General features: G+C 71.0%; 8 protein-coding genes. 3 read left to right on the top strand and 5 right to left on the bottom strand.

Annotated elements, in window-relative coordinates:
• Positions 1–111: 111 nt before the first annotated feature.
• Together JHW38_RS03300 and JHW38_RS03295 are read right to left on the bottom strand one after the other, a co-directional pair.
• Positions 112–1,539 (bottom strand): hypothetical protein, encoded by a 1,428-nt coding sequence (locus JHW38_RS03300; RefSeq protein WP_207524608.1) that lies wholly within the window; start codon positions 1,537–1,539, stop codon positions 112–114.
• Between the two features lie 56 nt (positions 1,540–1,595).
• Positions 1,596–2,339 (bottom strand): glycoside hydrolase family 16 protein, encoded by a 744-nt coding sequence (locus JHW38_RS03295; protein ID WP_207524607.1) that lies wholly within the window; start codon positions 2,337–2,339, stop codon positions 1,596–1,598.
• Between the two features lie 230 nt (positions 2,340–2,569).
• Between JHW38_RS03295 and JHW38_RS03290 the strand changes: the two genes are divergently transcribed.
• Positions 2,570–2,914 carry a hypothetical protein gene (locus tag JHW38_RS03290; RefSeq protein ID WP_207524606.1) on the top strand — a complete coding sequence of 115 codons (345 nt, stop codon included), beginning with the start codon at positions 2,570–2,572 and terminating at the stop codon, positions 2,912–2,914.
• Positions 2,915–2,945: 31 nt separating this feature from the next.
• Here the strand turns inward: JHW38_RS03290 and JHW38_RS03285 are convergent, their stop codons facing one another.
• From JHW38_RS03285 to JHW38_RS03275, 3 genes are read right to left on the bottom strand one after another with little or no spacing between them, the layout of a single operon-like run.
• Positions 2,946–6,143: an efflux RND transporter permease subunit gene (locus JHW38_RS03285; RefSeq protein ID WP_207524605.1), complete on the bottom strand. Its 3,198-nt coding sequence runs from the start codon at positions 6,141–6,143 to the stop codon at positions 2,946–2,948.
• Positions 6,140–9,238, bottom strand: a complete 3,099-nt coding sequence (locus JHW38_RS03280) for an efflux RND transporter permease subunit (RefSeq protein ID WP_207524604.1) — start codon at positions 9,236–9,238, stop codon at positions 6,140–6,142. The genes JHW38_RS03285 and JHW38_RS03280 overlap by 4 nt, the downstream gene beginning before the upstream one ends.
• Positions 9,235–10,539, bottom strand: a complete 1,305-nt coding sequence (locus JHW38_RS03275) for an efflux RND transporter periplasmic adaptor subunit (RefSeq protein WP_207524603.1) — start codon at positions 10,537–10,539, stop codon at positions 9,235–9,237. Before JHW38_RS03275 ends, JHW38_RS03280 begins: the two co-directional genes overlap by 4 nt.
• Before the next feature lie 404 nt (positions 10,540–10,943).
• On the opposite strand from JHW38_RS03275, the gene JHW38_RS03270 reads away from it, so the two are divergent.
• Together JHW38_RS03270 and JHW38_RS03265 are read left to right on the top strand one after the other, a co-directional pair.
• Positions 10,944–12,530, top strand: coding sequence for an alkaline phosphatase D family protein (locus JHW38_RS03270; protein ID WP_207524602.1), 1,587 nt, complete (start codon positions 10,944–10,946; stop codon positions 12,528–12,530).
• 778 nt (positions 12,531–13,308) lie between these two features.
• Positions 13,309–14,532, top strand: a complete 1,224-nt coding sequence (locus tag JHW38_RS03265) for a pyridoxal phosphate-dependent decarboxylase family protein (RefSeq protein ID WP_207524601.1) — start codon at positions 13,309–13,311, stop codon at positions 14,530–14,532.
• Positions 14,533–14,644: the final 112 nt, after the last annotated feature.

The following is a 14,644-nucleotide window of genomic DNA, read 5'->3' as shown; positions in this document are numbered from 1 at the left end:
AACGCGAGCTTCGTCCAAGCCCGCGACCGCGTCCCCTGCCGTTTGTCACCAACCCCGGCTGCGCCGCGCCGGCGCTTCAGCCGCAGTTGGGCCGGCGCCCGCGCGCTACGCTCAGTCCAGGTCGGCCAACACCACGCTCATCCACGGCACCGCCAGCGACAGCCGTCCCTGCGCGTACGCCGCGCCGTCGGCGATGCGCTGCGGCGGCTGGAACTGGGCGCCGGCGAAGTCGGCCGGATTCATGCCGCGGCCGTAGCGCCACGCGCTGTAGCGGCCCGCCACCGCGCCGGTCAGCGCCAGCTCGACCTGCCGGTCCACGCTTTCGGACTTGTTGATCAGCACGATCTTGCGCGGGCGCTCGGTCGCGAACACCTCCATGTCCGGCAGCTGCGTCGCCGCCGCGACCATGACTTCGCCGTAGCGCCGCGACCACGCGCCGCCGCTCCACGCCGACACGCCCCAATACGCCGGCAGCCGCAGCTGGCGCCCGTTGGGCTGGTCGTTGTTGCCGCTGCCGTCGGTGATGAGGCCGAGCGGGCCGTTGTTGTCCGAATACTGGTACGCGTTGCCGCCGGCGCGCAGCACATGGCCGATCAGCGAAGCGGTGTGCACGGTGTTGCGCGAGGTGTAGAACGCGCCGCGCCACTGCGCGCCGTACCACGAGTTGTAGTTGAACTCGCCGAGCTGGATCGCGATGCCCGGCGCGCGCGCGCCGAAGCTGCGGTCGATCTCCGCGCGCAGCCAGGCGATGGCGGCGCCGTAATCGCCGGTGGCGCGCAGGTTGTCGAGCGGCTCGCCCTTGCCGTACTTGTGGAAGTCGACCACGTCGGTGTCGGCGTGGGCGGCGGCGAAGAACTTGCGGAAGTCGGCGTATTTGTAGTCCGCCCAGGTCACCAGCGACGGCCCCGCCAACGACAGCGGCTGCGCGCTGGCCGCGCGCATCGCGGCGGCGATGGCGTGGAAGCCGTCGCTGCCGTTGCCGCCGTTGAGGTAGGGGTCCAGGCCGAAGCCGTTGTCGGGTTCGTTGCCGACGATGTAGTCCAGCACCGGCCCGCCGCGCTGGCCGCCGCCGTCGTTGAAGTAACGCACCAGGGCCGCGGCGTCGGCGGCGCGGATGTCGTTGTCGCCGGTGCTGCCGCCGACCGCGATCATCGGGATGCCGTCGATGTCCTTGATCGCGCGGATGTAGGCCTCGCCCTCGTTGCCTCCGTGGATGCCGCCGGCGGCCGAACCGACCTGGCCGTCGTGGTGGAACAGCGGAATGCGCCACACCAGCGGCCCGAGATCGTGCAAGTACTGCCGCCACTGCGCGCGTGCCGGCCCCTTGATCAGATTGCTGCCGCCGTCGGCGAAGGTGGACACGGTGGAGCCGAGCGAATAGGCCGAGGTCGGCCGGCCGCGGGCGCCGAAATCGACGCTGGCGTTGGCCGCGGGCGCGGCGATCGCGACCTGGGCGGCGAACGCCAGCGCGGCGATGGCCGCGGCGGCGACGGCCGACACCACGATGTTCAAGGGGCGTGAGCGAACGTGAGCGTGCATGCGGGTCCTGGCGTCGGTGGGAGGAATGCGCGCGGTCGTGCGCGCGGCGTCGCGGTTCACGGCCATGCCGACACGCGCACGTAGTCGACGGTCAGGGTGCTGTCGAGCGCCGCATCCGGCGCGCCGGCGAACGAGCCGACCGCGATGTTCAGCAGCACCGTCGCCGGCGACGCCTCGGGCACGGCGAACGGCAGGCTGCGCACGCGCCGACCGTCGACGTAGAACTCGGCCGCGCCCTGCGCGCCGGGACGCCAGCGCGCTTCGTAGACGTGCCACTGGGTCGCATCGACCGCGAACTCGCCGCCCTCGCCCGAACTGTCGCTGTGCACGTGGTATTCGGGACGCCAGCGCGAGCCGTTGAGGCCGTTCTCCATCAGGTCCAGCTCGCCGTGGCGCGGCCACAGCGCTTCGGGCTGGCCCAGGGTCCAGATCGCCGGCCACGCGCCGGATTGCCAGCGCGACATGCGCGCGCGCACCTGCACCCGGCCGCCGCGATGGCTCGCGCGGCTCATCAGCCGCGCCGAGGTGTAGCGATAGCCGTGGTAGTCCTCGCGGCGGGCGCGGATCACCAGTTGGCCGCTGCCGTTCAGCGCGGCGTTGCGGCCGCCGTCGGTGTAGCACTGGTCTTCGGCGCCGTTGCCCCATTCGCAGCCGGTCTGCTGCTGCCACTTGGCCGGATCGGGCTGGGCGCCGGCGGGACCGTCGAACTCGTCCTGGAACAGATAGGTCTGGGCCTGCGCGGGCGCGGCCAGCGCCAGCAGCGCCGCGGCGGCGGCGGCGGCGAACAGCGGGAGTCTCATCGGTTCTGTCTGTGTCGCGGAGAAGGGGCGCGACCTTAGGCGCGGCGGCTGTCGCCTGCCTGTCGTAGCGGCCGCCGCCGCGCCGTTGCGCCGTTGTCGTCCTCGAAAGCGCCAACCCGTTCGCGCTTCGGTGCGGCCGTCGCGGTGCGCTTCGGTGCTTGCGTTCGCGGCGGGCATCGCGAATCATCGCCACTCCCGCGGCCAAGGAGGCCGCCAGCGCCCTCACCGACATGGACCGTCGTTCCGCCCGCGCCCTGCGCCGTTTCGCCCGCATCGCCGCCGCCGTACTGGCCGCGACGGCGTTGGCCGCCTGCACCTCGACCGTGCCGGACCGGCAGATCCGCGAAGACTTCGCGACCTTGCAGACCACCGGCGCGATTCCGGCCAAGGCCCGGCTCGAACGCATCGAATTCACCGACGGCCGCCGCGACGGCGCCGATGTCGAGGTCTATTTCTGCCTGCCGGTCGGCGATCCGGGCCGCGGCTGCGAACCGCGCAACGCCGGGCTGTCGTACCAGAAGCTCGACGGCCGCTGGCAGTTGTTTTCGGTCGAGGCCGAACAGCTCGTGCAGTAGCCGGGTTGCGCCCGCGGCGGCCCGCCGACGTTCAAGCCGGCTGCTCTGCCTCGCCCGCATCGCCCGCCCGCGCCAGCCACGCCTCGTTCTTGCCGGGCCGACGCAGTTTGTCGAGGCAGCAGTACACCACCGGCGTGGTCAGCAAGGTCAGCACCTGGCTCGCCATCAAGCCGCCGATGATCGCCACGCCGAGCGGCTGGCGCAGTTCGGCGCCTTCGCCGAATCCGATCGCCAGCGGCAGCGCGCCGAGCGCGGCGGCCAGGGTGGTCATCAGGATCGGACGGAAACGCAGCATCGAGGCCTCAAAGATCGCCTTGCGCGCGTCCAGCCCGCGCGCGCGTTCCGCGTCGAGGGCGAAGTCGATGATCAGGATCGCGTTCTTCTTGACGATGCCGATCAGCAGCACCAGCCCGATCAGCGCGATCACCGAGAACTCCATGCGCAGCAGCATCAGCGCCAGCACCGCGCCGATCCCGGCCGAGGGCAGCGTCGACAGCACGGTCAAGGGGTGGATCAGGCTTTCGTAGAGGATGCCGAGCACGATGTAGATCGCCACGATCGCCGCCAGGATCAGCAGCGGCTGGCTCTTGGCGGTGTCCTGGAAGGCCTTGGCGGTGCCCTGGAAACTGCCGTGCACGTTGGCCGGCAGGCCGATCTGCGCCTGCGCGCGGGCGATCGCGTCCTGGGCGTCGCTGAGCGAGCGGCCGGGCGCGAGGTTGAACGAGACCGTGGTCGCCAGCTGCGCGTCCTGGTGGTTGATCGAAGTCGGCGCGGCCGCATCGGCGAAGCGCGCGATCGCCGACAGCGGCACCATCTGCCGCGGGCTCTGGGTCAGCGCATTGCCTTGCGAGGCGCCGCGCACCGGCGCGGCGGTCGGGCCGGACTGGACCTGGGTCACCGCCGGGGTGGCGTGTGCGGGCACGTACAGATCGTTCAACGCGGAAGGATCGCGCGCATAGGCCGGATCGACTTCCTGGATCACGTGGTACTGGTTGAGGTTCTTGTAGATGGTCGAGACCTGGCGCTGGCCGAACGCGTCGTACAGCGCGTTGTCGATGTCGACCGGAGCGATGCCGAGGCGCGAGGCGGTGGCGCGGTCGATGCTGACGTAGCTTTCGACCCCGTGCGGCTGGGTGTCGGAATCCACGTCGGTCAGCTCCGGCTGCTGCTTCATCGCCGCGGTCAGCTTGTCGGCCCAGACCCGCAGGTCGCCGCTGTTGTCGCTCTTGAGCGTGTACTGGTAGGTCGAGTTGCTCGAGCGCCCGCCCAGGCGCACGTCCTGGACCGGGTTGAGGAACAAGGTCGCGCCGCTGATCCGCATCAGCTGCGGGCGCAGCCGCGCGATCACCTGCTCGCTGCTGTCCTTGCGCGCGGGCTTGGGCTTGAGGGTCAGGAACACGAAACCGCCGCCGGCGCGCGAGCCGCCGGTGAAGCCGACCACGCTCGCCACCGCGGGGTCGCGCCGCACCAAGTCGACGATTTCCTTGAGCTTGCCCTGCATCGCCTGGAACGAAATGCTCTGGTCCGCGCGCAGGCCGCCGGTCATCTGGCCGGTGTCCTGCTCGGGAAAGAAGCCCTTGGGAATCTTGACGAACAAATAGCCGTTGAGGACCACGGTCAGCGCCAGCAAAGCCAGCATCGTGCCGGTATGCGCCAGCGCCCAGCGCAAGCTGGCGCCGTAGGTCTGGCGCACCCGCTCCAGGCTGCGCTCCAGCCATGCGCCCACGCGCCCCGGCGGCTTTTCCTGCGCCTGCGGCCGCAGCAGCCACGCGCACATCATCGGGGTGGTGGTCAGCGACACCAGCAGCGAGATCAGCACCGCCGCCGACAGGGTCACCGCGAACTCGCGGAACAGCCGGCCGACGATGCCGCCCATGAACAGCAAGGGGATGAACACCGCGACCAGCGACAGGCTGATCGAGACCACGGTGAAGCCGACCTCGCGCGCGCCGAGCAGCGCGGCCTGGAACCGGTCCATGCCGCGTTCCAGATGGCGGCTGGTGTTCTCCACCACCACGATGGCGTCGTCGACGACGAAGCCGGTGGCGATGGTCAACGCCATCAGGCTGAGGTTGTTGAGGCTGAAACCGAGCAGGTACATGACCGCGACCGCGCCGAGGATCGACACGGTCACCGCCACGCCCGGCACCAGGGTCGCGCGCCAGCTGCGCAGGAACGCGCCGACCACCAGGATCACCAGCACCAGGGCGATCGCCAGGGTCGCGCCGACTTCGTCGAGCGAGGCGCGGATGGTGTTGGTGCGGTCGGAGGCGATCGACAGTTCGATGTCGGCCGGCAGTTGCTTCTTCAAGGTCGGCAGCGCCGCGCGCACGCCGTCGACGGTGCGGATGATGTTGGCGCCGGGCTGGCGGCTGATCACCGCGACCACCGCGGGCCGGCCGTTGAACAGGCCCATGGTGTGCACGTCCTCGACGCTGTCGATCACCCGCGCCACGTCGCGCAGCCGCACCGCGGCGTTGTCGCGCCAGGCCACCACCAGGTCGCGGAAGTCGGCCGCGCTCTGGCCGGTGTCGTTGGTGTAGATCTGCAGCGCGCGCTCGCCGTCTTCGACCACGCCCTTGGGCCGGTTCGCGTTGGCCGCCGAAATCGCCGCGCGCACGTCCTCCAGGCCGATGCCGTAGCGGTTCAGCGCGTAAGGATTGATCTCCACCCGCACCGCCGGCAGCGAACCGCCGCCGATCTCGACGTCGCCGACGCCGTCGACCTGCGACAGGGTCTGCTGGACGATGTTGGTCGCCGCTTCGTAGATCTGCCCCGGCGTGCGGCTGGCCGAGGTCATCGCCACGATCATGATCGGCGCGTCGGCCGGGTTGACCTTGCGGTAGCTGGGATTGCTCTTGAGCGTAGCCGGCAGGTCGCCGCGCGCGGCGTTGATCGCCGCCATCACGTCGCGCGCGGCGCCGTCGATGCTGCGGCTGAGGTCGAACTGCAAGGTCACCCGCGCCTGCCCGGTCGAGCTTTGCGAGGTCATTTCGGTGACGTCGGCGATCGTGCCCAGGCGCCGTTCCAGCGGCGTGGCGACGTTCGAAGCCATCGTTTCGGGACTCGCGCCGGGCAGGTTGGCGCTGACCGAGACGGTCGGGAAATCCACCTGCGGCAACGGCGACACCGGCAGGCTGAAGAACGCGGCGATGCCGCTCAGCGCCAGGCCCGCGGTCAGCAGCACGGTGCCGATCGGCCTGCGCACGAACGGCGCCGACAGGTTCATGCGCGCGGTTCCGTTCCCGGCGCCGGGGCCGCGCTGGCCGCGGCGCCGCCCGCCGCGCGCGCGCCGCGCTTGCCGAGCCGGTCGAACGCCAGATACACCACCGGCGTGGTGAACAAGGTCAGGATCTGGCTCAGGATCAGGCCGCCGAAGATCGCGATGCCCAGCGGCCGGCGCAGCTCCGAGCCCTCGCCCCAGCCGAGCATCAGCGGCACCGCGGCGAACAGCGCCGCCAGCGTGGTCATCAGGATCGGCCGGAACCGCAGCAGCGCCGCCTGCCGGATCGCCGCCAGCGGCGCCATGCCCTGCTCGCGTTCGGCCTCGATCGCGAAGTCGATCATCATGATCGCGTTCTTCTTGACGATGCCGATCAGCAGGATGATGCCGATGATCCCGATCACGCCGAGGTCCGAGCCGCTCAGCATCAGCGCCAGCAGCGCGCCGACGCCGGCCGAGGGCAGCGTCGACAGGATCGTCAGCGGATGAATGTAGCTCTCGTACAACACGCCGAGCACGATGTACACGCACACCACCGCGGCCAGGATCAGCCACAGCTCGTTCTGCAGCGAGGCCTCGTAGGCGTTGGCGGCGCCGAGGAACGACAGGCTGACCCCGGCCGGCAGGTTCGCCTGCGCGGCGACCGCGCGGATCGCGTCGACCGCGCTGCCGAGCGACACGCCCGGCGCGGTGTCGAAGCCGACCGTCGCCGCGGGGAACTGGGCGACGTGATCGACCTGCAACGGCGCGGGCCGTTCGCCGACGCTGGCGATCGCCGACAGCGGCGTCGGCGCGGTCGCGGTCGGCAGGTGCAGGCGGCCGAGGTCGGCCGGGCTGGTCGCCAGGCCCGGCGCCGCTTCCAGGATCACCCGGTACTGCGAGGTCTCGTTGAAGATGGTCGAGACGATGCGCTGGCCGAACGCGCTGTACAGCGCCTCATCGACGGTCGAGGCGCTGATGTTCATGCGCGCGGCGCTGTCGCGGTCGATCGCCACGTAGGCGGCGGTGCCGGTGGCGCCGGCGTCGGTGACGACGTGGCGCAGTTGCGGCAGGTCGCGCAGCTTCGCGACCAAGGTCTGCGCGGTGCGGTCGACCGCGGCCTGGTCGGAACCCTGGATCGAAAAGCGGTTCTGGGTCGGCCCGGTTTCGGCATCGATCGTCAGGTCCTGCACCGGCTGCACGTACAGGCTCGCGCCGGGCACCGCGGCGGCGCGTTCGCGCAGGCGCTGCATGATCGCTTCCTGCGAAGAACTGCGCGCGTCCTTGAGGTCGATCAGCATGCGCCCGGCCGACAGCAGCGTGGTGTTGGCGCCGTCCACGCCGATGTAGGAACTCAGCGAGGCCACGTCGGGATCGGCCAGCAGCGCCTTGGCCACCGCCTGCTGCGCTTGCGCCATGCCGGCGTAGGACACCTCGCGGTTGTAGCGCACCTGCGCCTGCAGCTGGCCGGTATCCTGGACCGGGAACAGGCCCTTGGGAATGACGATGTACAGCAGCACCGTCAGCGCCAGCGTCGCCGCCGCGACCAGCAGGGTCGCGCCCTGCCGCGCCAGCACCCAGTCCAGGGCGACGCCGTAGCGTTCGATCGCGCGGGCGATGAAGCCGTCGTGCTCGTCGTGTCCGCCCGGCTTGAGCCAGCGCGCCGCCAGCATCGGGGTCAGGGTCAGCGACACCACCGCCGAGATCACGATGGTGATCGCCAGGGTGATCGCGAACTCGCGGAACAGCCGCCCGACCACGTCGCCCATGAACAGCAGCGGGATCAGCACCGCGATCAGCGACACCGTCAGCGAGATGATGGTGAAGCCGATCTGGCGCGCGCCCTTCAGCGCGGCCTGGAACGGCGGCTCGCCGCGCTCGATGTAGCGCGAGATGTTCTCGATCATCACGATCGCGTCGTCGACCACGAAGCCGGTGGCGATGGTCAGCGCCATCAGGCTGAGGTTGTCGAGGCTGAAACCGAGCAGGTACATCGCCCCGAACGTGCCGATCAGCGAGATCGGCACCGCCAGGCTCGCGATGACCGTGGCCGCGACGCTGCGCAGGAACGCCAGGATCACCGCGACCACCAGCGCGATCGCCAGCAGCAGCTCGAATTCGACGTCGCGCACCGAGGCGCGGATGCCGGCGGTGCGGTCGCTGAGCAGTTCGACCTTGAGCCCGGCCGGCAGGCCCGCCTGCAATTCGGGCAGGCGTTGCTTGATCGCATCGACGGTGGCGATGACGTTGGCGCCGGGCTGGCGCTGGACGTTGACGATGATCGCCGGGGTCAGCCCCGACCACGCGCCGAGGCGCACGTTCTCGGCGCTTTCGACCACGTGGGCGACATCGCGCAGACGGATCGGCGCGTTGTCGCGCCAGGCGACGATGAGGTCCTGGTATTGCGCAGCGCTGGTCAGCTGATCGTTGGCGTCGATCGCGTAGGAACGGCTGGGCCCGTCGAAGCTGCCCTTGGCGCCGCTGGCGTTGCCGCTGGCGATGACCGATCGCAGGCTGTCGATGCCCAGGCCGTACGAGGCCAGCAACTGCGGATCGGCCTGGATCCGCACCGCCGGCCGGTTGCCGCCGCTGAGCGAGACCAGGCCGACGCCGCCGACCTGGGAAATGCCCTGGGCCAGACGCGTGTTGACCAGGTCCTGGACCTTGGTCAGCGGCAAGGTGTCGGAGGTCACCGCGAGCGTCAGCACCGGCGCATCGGCCGGATTGACCTTGGCGTACACCGGCGGCGCCGGCAGGTCGGCCGGCAGCAGGTTGCCGCCGGCGTTGATCGCCGCCTGCACTTCCTGTTCGGCCACGTCCAGGGTCTGGTCGAGGTCGAACTGCAAGGTGATGACCGAGGCGCCGGCGGCGCTGGTCGAACTCATCCGGCGCAGGCCCGACATCTGGCCGAACTGGCGCTCCAGCGGCGCGGTGACGGTATGCGCCATCACTTCCGGGCTGGCGCCGGGATAGGCGGTCTGCACCTGGATGGTCGGGTAATCGACTTCCGGCAGCGCCGACAGCGGCAGCAGGCGGAACCCGGCCAGCCCGGCCAGCACGATCGCCGCCATCAGCAGCGAGGTGGCGACCGGGCGCAGGATGAAGGGGCGCGAGGGATTCATTGCCCCTCGCCGCGCTGGCTTGCGCCGCCCTCGCCCGCTGCGCCGTGCGCGCGGCGGTGGCCGCGGCCTTCGCCGCCGGCCGCTTTGCCTGCACCGTTCGCGCCGCTCGCGCCGGCGTCGCCCGGCAGGCGCACCGCGGCGCCGTCGCTGAGCTGGTCGCCGCCGGAGATCACCACCTGCTCGCCGAGCTTGAGCCCCTGCGTCACCGCCACCGTGTCGCCGGCCGCGGGACCGCGCGTCACTTTGCGCAGCTGCGCCTTGCGGTCGGCGCCGACGACGTAGACGAAATCGCCGTTCGGCCCGGTGCGCAGCGCTGCGGCCGGCACGGTCACCGCATCGGGCAAGGTGTCCAGCAGCACCCGCACGTTGACGAACTGGCTCGGGAACAAACGCGCGTCGTCGTTGCCGAAACGCGCCTTGGCCTTGACCGTGCCGGTGCCGGGGTCGATCGCGTTGTCGAGGGTCAGGAAACGGCCCTGACCCAGCACCTGGGTGCGGGTGCGGTCGAGCACGGTCGCCGCCGGCGGATCGCCGCGCGCCAGCCGCGCCTGGATCCGCGGCAGATCGTCCTGCGGCGCGGTGAACTCGACATCGATCGGACTCACCGCGGAAATCACCGCCACGCCCGCGGCGTCGCCGGGCGTCACGTAGTTGCCCAGATCGACCACGCGCAGGCCGACCCGGCCGGCGATCGGCGCGCGCACCTGGGTGTAATCGAGATTCAGCGACGCGGTGCCGATCGCCGCGCGGTCGGCGGCGACCACGCCGGTGAGCTGTTGCACCGTCGCCGCCTGGGTGTCGTAGTCCTGTTGCGCGATGGTCTGGTCGTGGGCCAGCGGCGCGTAGCGTTTCAGGGTCAGACGCGCCACCTGCAACTGCGCCTCGTCGCGCGCCAGCGCGCCGCGCGCCTGGTCCAGCGCGAGCTGGAACGGCCGCGGATCGATCCGCAGCAGCACCTCGCCCTGGCGCACCGTCTGCCCTTCCTTGAACGCGATCTCGACGATGTTGCCCGACACCTGCGGGCGCACCGTCGCGGTCGCCAGCGGCGTGACCGTGCCCAGGGCCTCCAGGGTGATCGGGATCGAACCGGCGCGGGCCACGGCGATGCCGACGGTCGCGGTGGGCCGGCGGTTGCCGCGCTCGTTCGCGGCGCGGCCGTGCACCAGCCACCACGCCAGCGCCAGCAGCGCGGCGACGCCGAGCAAGGTCAGCAACACGCCGCGATGGCGGCGCGGCCAGGAGTCGCGCACAGCGGCGGCAGGCGGCGGCGGTGCGGGACTGGCGTTCGGCGTCGAGCCCATGGCCTGCATCCGATCGGAGGGGGAGTCGGTTAACGCTAACGCGCCCGGCGGCGCGCGGTTGTCCGCATTACAAGACCGTAATCCCGCGACCATCTTCGGCCGCCGGCGTGAACGCGATGTGGTGGCAGGCTGTGCCGTTTGAGCCGGAACGGACGCCGCGCCGGGGCTGGCGCGGACCGGTCGTCCTGTTTCTCAAGAGAAGAATGTCTGTGTTGCGCAGACGCTTCTTCGTTCGTACCGGCGACTGCGCTCGGCCGAATCGCATCGGAACCCGGTTCGCTCGCGCAAACGCGGCCGCATCCGCAATCCGCACCCGCCACGCCAAACCGCGCCGGCCGTCGCGGCCACACCGCTGCCACGGACGCGGGTTAGGCTCGGGCGTCCCCGCGCGCAGAGCCATCGCCATGCCCGACCACGACGCGTCCCGCCGCCGCTTCCTGCTGCAATCCGGCGGCGCCCTGAGCCTCGGCGCGCTCGGCGGCGCCCTGCCCGCGCTGGCGGCGCCGGCGCTGATCGCCAGCGAATCGGCGCGGCCGACCCTGCCGTACGGCCTGCAGTTCGGCGATGTCGGCGACGGCCGCGCCACGGTCTGGGCGCGCGCCGACCGCGCCGCGCGGATGTGGGTCGAACTCGGCGACGAAGACGGCTTCCGCCGCGCGCTGCGCCTGCGCGGTCCGTGGGCGACCGCGGCCAGCGACTTCACCGCGCGCCTGGACCTGCCGCTGCCGCCCGGCGCCGCGCGGCGGGTGCGGGTCGCGTTCGAAGACGCGCGCAGCGGCGTGCGCAGCGACTGGTGCGAAGGCCGGCTGCGGCCGGCGCCGTCCGGCCCGCTCGCGCACGCGCGGCCGGTGCGCTTCGTCTGGGGCGGCGACGTCGCCGGACAGGGCTGGGGCATCAATCCCGAGATCGGCGGCATGCGCATCTTCGAAGCCATGCGCCAGCGCGATCCCGATTTCTTCCTGCACTCGGGCGACACCATCTACGCCGACGGCCCGATCGCCGCCGAAGCCGCGGCCGAGGACGGCCGGGTGTGGCGCAACCGGGTCGCCGAGGGCGTGCACAAGGTCGCCGAAACCCTCGACGAATACCGCGGCCGCTACCGCTACAACCTGCTCGACGACAACCTGCGCCGCTTCGCCGCGCAGGTGCCGCAGATCTGGCAATGGGACGACCACGAAGTCGTCAACAATTGGTCGCCGGGCAAGGATCTCGCGGCCGATCCGCGCTACACGGTCAAGGACATCGATACCCTGGTGCGGCGCGCGCGCCAGGCGTTCCTGGAATATTCGCCGCAGCGCCGCGGCTGCGATCCGCAGCGCGCGCGCATCGACCGGGTCGTGCGCTACGGCCCGCTGCTGGACGTGTTCGTGCTCGACATGCGCAGCTACCGCGGCGCCAACAGCGACAACCTGCAAACTGCGCCTGACATCGATACCGGCTTCCTCGGCCGCCGCCAGCTGCGCGAACTGGCCGACAACCTGCGCCGTTCGCGCGCGCTGTGGAAGGTCGTCGCCGCCGACATGCCGCTGGGCCTGCAAGTCCCCGACGGCACCGACGCGCACGGCCGCGCGCGCTGGGAAGCGGTCGCCAACGGCGACCCCGGCCTGCCGCGCGGGCGCGAACTGGAGTTCGCCGAACTGCTGCGGGCGATCCGCGGCGTCGCCAATGTGGTCTGGCTGACCGCCGACGTGCACTACTGCGCCGCGCATTACTACGACCCCAACCGCGCCGCGTTCCAGGAGTTCTCGCCGTTCTGGGAATTCGTCGCCGGCCCGCTGAATGCCGGCTCGTTCGGCCCCAATCCGCTGGACGCGACCTTCGGCCCGCAAGTGGTGTTCCAGAAAGCGCCGCCGAAACCCAACGCCTCGCCGCTGGCCGGGTTCCAGTTCTTCGGCGAGGTCAACATCGATCCCGACAGCCGCGCGCTCAGCGTGGACCTGCGCGATCCCGACGGACGTAGCGTGTTCGCCAAAACCCTGTCGGCAACCTGACGCCGGCATTTCGTTCATCGGGTTCACGCGCCGTCGCCGATCGATTCGATACTCGCGCCAAAAGCAGCACGCACACGCACGCTGCGCGTGCGGATTCCATGCAATCGAATAACGTCCGGTTTTTTCCGCGGCGCACGGGAATTTCCGCGATCGGCCGGCGCGCGCGCAGCGCATTCGCGCGAATCTGTGATCGTCCCCGTGACGCAGTGCGATAGACATCGCTACTTGGACAGCGCAATGCGCGTGAGCGTTGACCGCGCCGACACCGCGACGTAACACTGTCGCGCGCTTTCGCCGAGCGCGCTGCGCCGCACCGGCGCCGCGCGCTTGCGGACGACAGCGACACGACAAGAAACGCCAGAAGAACACGACAAGCACCACCGGCGCGGCGCGCCTTCCGGCCGCCGCAACCTTTTTCGCGCGACACGCGCTTTCGCAGCCCATCGCACGGCGCGTTTTCGTACGACCCGCTTCTTCGCGACACGGAGCCAGTCCCTTGAAGAACCCCATTCCGCCGCGCGCCGCGTCGCGCCGCCTCGCCCCTGCGCCGCCGTCGCCGGCCGCGCGCGCCGACGGCACTGCGTCGCGCGCGGTTCGCGCGCGCTGAAGCACTCGCCATGCGCGCACCGTCACAGCGCCCGGCGCACCGCGGCGCATTGCGCCCGCGCCGCGCGAGCGCGCGACCGCGTGCGCGCGCGAAAGCGGACGCCGCGCACTCGCGCGCCGCGTCGCCGTTCCCATTCCCCCCGTCATGAGTACCGCGCCGATGATGTCCTCGATGTCCTCGCCCCCTTCGCCAGGACGCAAGACCCTGCCCGCCCGCGGCCAACCCTGGAGCGAACTGCACGACACCCTGTCGGCGCTGCGCAGCGCCGACACCGACTGGCGCCACGGCCGCGATTCGCTGGACGTCTACTACGCCGGCGAGGACGTGCTCGACGTCGCCCGCCGCGCCTACGCGATGTTCATCAGCGAGAACGCGCGCGCGCCGCAGTTTCCGAGCCTGCAACGGATGCAGGAGGATCTGCTGCAGATCTCGCTGTCGCTGCTCGGCGGCGGCCGCGAGGCCGCCGGCACCGTCACCATCGGCGGCGCCGAGAGCGCGTTGCTGGCGGTGCGCAGCGCCTACCGCGCGTTCCGCGCGCGCCGGCCGCAGGTGCGCCGGCCGCACCTGCTGGTGCCGGCCAGCGTGCATCCGGTGTACGAACAGGCCGCCGACATGATGGGGCTGGAGCTGATCCGGGTCGCCATCGGCGGCGATTACCGCGCCAGCGTGCAGACCATCAGCCAGTGCATCGAGGCGGAGACGATGATGATCGTGGCCTCGGCGCCGTCGCTGCCGTTCGGCACGATCGATCCGATCGAGGCGCTGGGCCGGATCGCCCGCGACCGCGACGTGTGGCTGCACGTGGACGCCTGCATCGGCGGTTTCCTGGCGCCGCACGTGGCGCGGATCGTGCCGGCGGTGCCGCGCTTCGACCTGAGCCTGCCGGGCGTGCGCTCGCTCGCCGCCGACCTGCACAAGTTCGGCTACGCCGCCAACGGCGTGTCGGTGCTGCTGTACGCCGACGCCGACGACCAGGCCCACCAGTTGTTCGAATACGACCAGTGGCCCAAGGGTCTGTGGCGCAGCCAGACCCTGTCCGGCACCCTCGCCGGCGGCGCGGTCGCCTCGGCCTGGGCGGTCATGCACTACCTAGGCGAAACCGGCTACCGCACCCTGGCGCAGCGGGTCATGCACCTGCGCGACCGCTACCTGGAAGGGATCGAGCGCATCGGCGGCCTGCACGTGCTCGGCCAGCCGGACCTCAGCGTGATCGCGTTCGGTTCCGACGAATTCGACATCCACGGCATCGGCGATGCGATGCAGGCGCGCGGCTGGCACATCAGCCGTCTGGCCGCGCCGGCCGCGCTGCACATGACGGTGACGCCGGTGCACGATCAGGCGGTAGAAGCGTATCTGGACGATCTGGCGCGGTGCGTGCTGGTAGCTCGGAACTAGCGAGGACAGGAGATAGGAGTTGGGAGATAGCAAAAGCGGGACGCTGAAACGCAAGAAGCGAGGGTGAGCTTCGCTCACGCCTCGCTTCCGGTTTTCGGCTTCTGGCTAGCTC

The organism is Lysobacter enzymogenes (assembly GCF_017355525.1).
GTDB classification, from domain to species: Bacteria; Pseudomonadota; Gammaproteobacteria; order Xanthomonadales; family Xanthomonadaceae; genus Lysobacter; species Lysobacter enzymogenes_C.
Note: the sequence above shows the minus strand (reverse complement) of the source record. Positions and strands in the feature narration are given on the sequence as shown.

Bases quoted from the DNA above. Each gene is read 5' to 3' on its own strand.
- JHW38_RS03300 (WP_207524608.1), bottom strand. From the start codon at position 1,539: ATGCACGCTCACGTTCGCTCACGCCCCTTGAACATCGTGGTGTCGGCC.
- JHW38_RS03295 (WP_207524607.1), bottom strand. From the start codon at position 2,339: ATGAGACTCCCGCTGTTCGCCGCCGCCGCCGCCGCGGCGCTGCTGGCG.
- JHW38_RS03290 (WP_207524606.1), top strand. From the start codon at position 2,570: ATGGACCGTCGTTCCGCCCGCGCCCTGCGCCGTTTCGCCCGCATCGCC.
- JHW38_RS03285 (WP_207524605.1), bottom strand. From the start codon at position 6,143: ATGAACCTGTCGGCGCCGTTCGTGCGCAGGCCGATCGGCACCGTGCTG.
- JHW38_RS03280 (WP_207524604.1), bottom strand. From the start codon at position 9,238: ATGAATCCCTCGCGCCCCTTCATCCTGCGCCCGGTCGCCACCTCGCTG.
- JHW38_RS03275 (WP_207524603.1), bottom strand. From the start codon at position 10,539: ATGGGCTCGACGCCGAACGCCAGTCCCGCACCGCCGCCGCCTGCCGCC.
- JHW38_RS03270 (WP_207524602.1), top strand. From the start codon at position 10,944: ATGCCCGACCACGACGCGTCCCGCCGCCGCTTCCTGCTGCAATCCGGC.
- JHW38_RS03265 (WP_207524601.1), top strand. From the start codon at position 13,309: ATGTCCTCGCCCCCTTCGCCAGGACGCAAGACCCTGCCCGCCCGCGGC.